The 236-nt window shown below is 64.8% G+C and carries 1 pseudogene; it reads right to left on the bottom strand.

Annotated features, from left to right (window positions below):
- Window positions 1–236: pseudogene (locus ACQG3P_RS23535) on the bottom strand (type IV pili twitching motility protein PilT); the annotation flags it as partial.

Here is a 236-nt window from a genome sequence, read left to right as displayed (position 1 = left end):
CACGCGGAACCGGCCCACGCCGGACAGGCCGATGGCGAAGTTGCACTCGTGGGTTTTTACGAACTCTTCGCGCTGCGCCGGCGTCATCTCGTTCAGCACCAGGTCGCGGCTCTGCTGCGGCGTGAGCGGGGTCTGGGTGATGGGCGAGATCTTGCCGTTGTCCTTGATCGCCGGCGGCATGCCCGCGGTGATGAAAAGATCCGACGCCTTCTGGTGCGCCATCAGCTTGAGGAACG

The sequence above is a fragment of the Stenotrophomonas sp. SrG genome (genome assembly GCF_050031795.1).
Lineage (GTDB): Bacteria > Pseudomonadota > Gammaproteobacteria > Xanthomonadales > Xanthomonadaceae > Stenotrophomonas > Stenotrophomonas rhizophila_A.
The sequence above is the reverse complement of the archived record's forward strand: the minus strand, read 5'-3'. Positions and strand labels throughout refer to the sequence as shown.